This is a genomic window from Protofrankia sp. Cas8 (assembly GCF_963555845.1).
GTDB lineage: Bacteria > Actinomycetota > Actinomycetes > Frankiales > Frankiaceae > Protofrankia.
On the sequence record NZ_CAUVXI010000306.1, the window covers coordinates 1 to 4536 of the forward strand.

At 63.7% G+C, this 4536-nt stretch carries 5 protein-coding genes; 3 read left to right on the forward strand and 2 right to left on the reverse strand.

From position 1 onward, the window contains the following. Positions 1-997 precede the first annotated feature (997 nt). On the reverse strand, positions 998-2437 hold the full coding sequence (locus U9977_RS25840) for a hypothetical protein (protein ID WP_322751889.1): 1440 nt from the start codon (positions 2435-2437) through the stop codon (positions 998-1000). 301 nt (positions 2438-2738) lie between these two features. Further along, entirely contained in the window at positions 2739-3032 is a 294-nt protein-coding gene (locus U9977_RS27305) for a transposase (protein ID WP_416210782.1), read from the reverse strand. Between U9977_RS27305 and U9977_RS25845 the strand changes: the two genes are divergently transcribed. From U9977_RS25845 to U9977_RS25855, 3 genes are all read left to right on the forward strand, one after another. Beyond that, positions 2964-3350, forward strand: coding sequence for a hypothetical protein (locus tag U9977_RS25845; protein WP_322751890.1), 387 nt, complete (start codon positions 2964-2966; stop codon positions 3348-3350). The two genes, U9977_RS27305 and U9977_RS25845, sit on opposite strands and share 69 nt — an antisense overlap. A 298-nt stretch (positions 3351-3648) precedes the next feature. Further along, entirely contained in the window at positions 3649-3891 is a 243-nt protein-coding gene (locus U9977_RS25850) for a hypothetical protein (RefSeq protein WP_322751891.1), read from the forward strand. Further along, on the forward strand, positions 3888-4289 hold the full coding sequence (locus tag U9977_RS25855; RefSeq protein ID WP_322751892.1) for a hypothetical protein: 402 nt from the start codon (positions 3888-3890) through the stop codon (positions 4287-4289). Before U9977_RS25850 ends, U9977_RS25855 begins: the two co-directional genes overlap by 4 nt. The last annotated feature ends 247 nt before the right edge of the window (positions 4290-4536 follow it).

Consider the following 4536-nt stretch of genomic DNA (forward strand, 5'->3'; position numbering starts at 1 on the left):
TGCTTTCGTTCGAGTTCGTCACCGACATGGCCAGGGTGACGGCCACCCGCGAAGGCGTGGAACGAATTTCGGTGACGGTCACCGACCCCAAGCTGCGACCGGACAATGTCGAGAAGTGCCGCGTTCAGCTGTTTGACGCACTGTTGGCAGAACCGCGCGCGGTGGTGGCGGACGAGGTCGCCGTACTGCTGCCGATCGGACGGAAAGCACTAATGGTAGCAGCGATCCTCGCAGGGATCGATTGGTCGCTGCACGCCGCGGTGCCGCTAACACTGCTGGTAGCGGAGGGTAATCATGGCCCTGACGGACTCGTCATCGAGACGACCCGGATAACGGCGGAGAAAACCAGACCGTTCGCCGTCCTGGGCCTTGACAGAGCCCTCGCCCATCTGGCTGCCGAGGCGCTGACCAGGCTCGACATCACGCTGGCCGGGCATCTGCTCCAACGCGGCTCCCGCACGCTTCAAGCCCTCGCCGTCGAGGTCAACGAGCTTCAGCGCAACGCCTTCGGCGTCCTGCCATCGAGCACCGACGCACAAACCTCCGGAGCTGAGGTGGCGCATGCCCGCGCCCGGCTCGGACTGTGCCGCCAGATTGTCAAGTCCAACCCATGGGACGCCGCGTACCTTGCTCTTTCCACGCTCGACCACACGTTCCGCATGCCCAATGAAACCGAGAAGGCGACAGTGGATGAATTGGGCGAGTTCATACTCATTCAGAACGGTGAGTGGGTTCTCGCTAAATCAAATAAGATACGTCCGATGACGCCTGATCCTAAGACTTTTTACCATCTCGCACCGTGGACAGCGGTCCGAAGCGGCCAGGGAGCATGCCGTGAGCTGAACAAGTTGCGAAACTGGCATCCTCTTTCGCATGGCTTCGTCGATCAAGCCACGCAGGGTGAGAGGACCAAGCCAATCAGAGTTCCGGAACCCGCTGACGTCGCCACGCTGTTGGACAAGGCGGACGCCGAGTTGACGGAAGCGCTCGCCGATCGTTACCCATCGCTGATATTGGAAGATCGAGACGCTTTGACAGGAAAGCTCGAGCGGCTGATCGGTGAGGTGCGAAAGTTCGCCGAGGGACCCAAGCCGATCGGGCAGTCGGGCGCCGCGGCGGAGTAGGTCGCAGCCAGCGCGGCAAAGGTGTTGACCGGTGCCCGCACCGGAACGATGTCGGCCAGCCTGCGGGGTGCGGCCAGCATCGCGAGTATCCGCAGCGCTGCGGTCACCGACGTGTCGTGATAGGCATCGAGGAATTCGGTTTCGGTCGGCGCCAGCGGCGTCCCGTCACGGCCGACCGGAGCGGGCACGGGAACCTGCCAGATTCGCGGACCTTCGGGCAGCAGGGCTCGCCATCCGGCCGTGAAGATCCGTACCTGCGCACGGGGCTTCCCGCCGAGGTCCGCGACGACGCCGAGCATGTCGTCATCGGGAACAAGAAGCACAACCCGGACGTCCTCGGGTGGCGAGCCCAGCAGTCGGGCGGCCGGCGTCATGGGTGTGGGCTCCTGGGTGAGCACGTGGGCCCACACCTGATGCGGCTTGCCGTCCGGCCGGGCCAGCGCGTCCCGCATCAACTCGTCGGCCAGCCGCCCGTCGAGCTGCCCCCCGCTGGACAACGAACGAGCCAGCAGGGCAAAGCTGTCAAGACCCCAGCCGAGCGCGGCGGCTACCAGCGCGGCGACCGTGTACATCCCAGCCCACATGGGTCCGGTGAGAACAATGCCGTGAACACCGGGGACATCGCCCGCGTGCACTTCCGCCGCCTGCGGCGCGGCAAGCCGTGGCACGAATAGCCGACCCGCCGGCCATCGGGGTGCGGGCTCCGTGGCGAACGGGACGTCGTCCCACGTTGCACCGGTTCGTTCGAATGCCTCGGCAAACACCTGCTCCGCGTCGGCGCGGGTGGCGATACCGTCCCGACGTTCCAGCAGGACGTAGTCGCCGACGTGGTAACGGCAGATCCTGCCCCGCCAGTGCGGCACGACTGTCACAGCCCAGTTACCCTGCCGAAGCGCCAACTCGGCGAACAGTGCTCCGCCGGCCTCCCGGTGCTGACGTTGCAGCAAGGCGCGCTGTCTGCGAACTCGCTGTTCAGTCGCGGCGAGGCGGCTCGCCATGCCGGCGATCGAATCCTCGACCAATCCGAATGCCGCCAGCATCTCCAAGGGGTGGACGCCGACCGCGCGGGCAAGCACGGGAATGGCATGTGGGTCCACAGCCGTGTCGTTCGCCAACCAGCGGCGGATCTTGTCGGTAGCGGGCGCCAAGCCCAACTGTCCGGCGACCGCGGCGGTCAACGCCGGCAGGCTCATTCTCCTATGGCCGAGCGCCTCCTTCATCGTGTCGGCCCAGTGAGCCTGCTCCGGCCTGGAGTTCACCGGCGTCGGCGTAGCGAGCGGCTGGTAGCGTCCGGAGGCATCCGACGATAGCACGCGAACATCATCCCGCATCCGTGCTGGCAGGTGTTAACCCCCACCACCGCTGACAGGTCACGCCTGCGAGACAGTAACCAAGGCCTGCCACGGACCTCATGCCGACGAGGCGTAAGCAACGCAGCCTCCACGGGACTCCATACCAGGCGCTAACCCATGATCTTTCTAACCAGGTCGTGCAAAGCAGGGCAGAGTGCGGATTCAACCGGTCAGGGCGTCACGGGCAGGCCCGACGGTGCGCCGCACGTAGGGGCTCGGCGCAGGGCCTCGGCAAGGTCGCCCTGCGTAGCGATCTCTTATGTTAGGTTGCGAGGAAGGTGAGTGCCCGGTTGCGGTCGCGGGCGATGAACTCGGTTGTCTCCTTGATTTTTGTAACGCCGTGAAGGCGGAAGAGGATGAGTGCGAGGTTTCGTAGGATAGCGAGAGTGCGCGGGCCGTTTCCTGCGTAGGCATGATTGGCGTCCTCGCGCCAGGTGGTATCGCGGACGTAGTGCACCCGGTTCTCGATTCCCCAATGTTGGCGGACGTGAGTGTGGATCGCCTCCGCGGACGCGCGGCGACTGCACAAGCTGGTGATGATGAAGGCGTATTCCATCGTGATTCGTGCGCCCGCGAGGTCGAACTCCTCCCGTCGGATGACGGCAACGGTGGCGGCGTTCGGGAAGTCGATACTGTCGGCGGCCGTGGTTCAGGTGGTCCAACGCTTGATCCGTCCGTGGGACCGTTCTTCGACCACACTTCCGGGCTCTTCCCTGATGAGTGGAAGACATCGGGCAAAGACCTGGGCGAGAAGGCTCGACCGATTCCCTTTTGCATTCATCACGTAGTCGATGCCGCGTTCCTGAAGACAGCGGGCGGTCTCGCGCTGGGTGTGGGCCGCGTCAGGGGTGACAATGGGTCGACCATCGCCTGATCGTGCCGGGTCCGGCCATTGTGGCGCCATGCCCGACCTGGATCTGTGGATAACCGTCGATGATTGCTTATAACCGCCGATAGCCACGATTCAAGATCGGCAGCTGTTTGTTGCTGAGTACGCTTTTCGGGCCGATTTGCGTACCTAACGACAAACTCGCGCCGATCATCGACCGCAGCATGGACCGCGTGTACTGCCGTCTGTGGACAGGACCTCGGCAGCGGGATGGGCTGGTCGCCTGTGGATCGTCGAACACTCCAGCGATCCACAGAGGCGCATACCGAAGTATGATCCAAGCATGTCTGCTACCACCCGCATCACGATCACGCTACCCAGCGACCAGGTCGCCGAGCTGAAAAAGATCACGGACAATGTTTCCGGATACGTCGCCGCAGCTGTCGCGCGCCAGATCCGACACCAGCTACTCGTCGACGAGCTTCAGCGCTACCAGGAGGAATCCGGCGCGTTCACGCAGGAGGAGCTGGCCGAGGCGCGGGCCAAACTCGACGCCGCAGACATCACCGAAGGCACGGCAGCGTGACCAGGCGCATCGAAACGGTCATCCTGGACTGCGCGGGACTGTCCGCCTGGATCGCTCAAGATCGAAAGGTCGCAGCCATCCTCCAGATCTTCAGCGAAATGGAGTCCGACCTCGTCATCAGCGCCAACACAATCATCGAGGTCAGCCACGCGGGCGTGAACATCCCTCGGCTGAACTGGCTGCTCTCGCGGATCAAGGTCGAACCGGTCACCAAGGAGACCGCGACGACTTCCGCGCAGCTACTCAAGAAAGCCAATCTGCACGGCCACAGATACGCGATCGATGCCACAGTGGTCGAGGCTGCACTGCGGCAGCCTCGACCGGTCGCCATGCTGACATCGGATATCAACGACATGTCCAGACTCTGCGGCGATCAGGTACATCTGATCGCCGTCTGAATCAACCCCGTGCACCGGTTTCAATCCCTCCAGGGATGATCACGGACCGCGCGCTATCACGTTGCTCATCAGATCGTCACGCCGTTTCAATCCCTCCAGGGATAATCATGGACAGAGACAGTGAGCCATTCCCCGCAACGGTCTGCCACGCTCCGTGAGCGTCACTGGCTGTGAAGAGTCCCGGCTGTGGGATCGGGGCGGTGAAAGACGAAACGTCGGGCCCCGGTAGGTAGTTGTCTTCCTACGG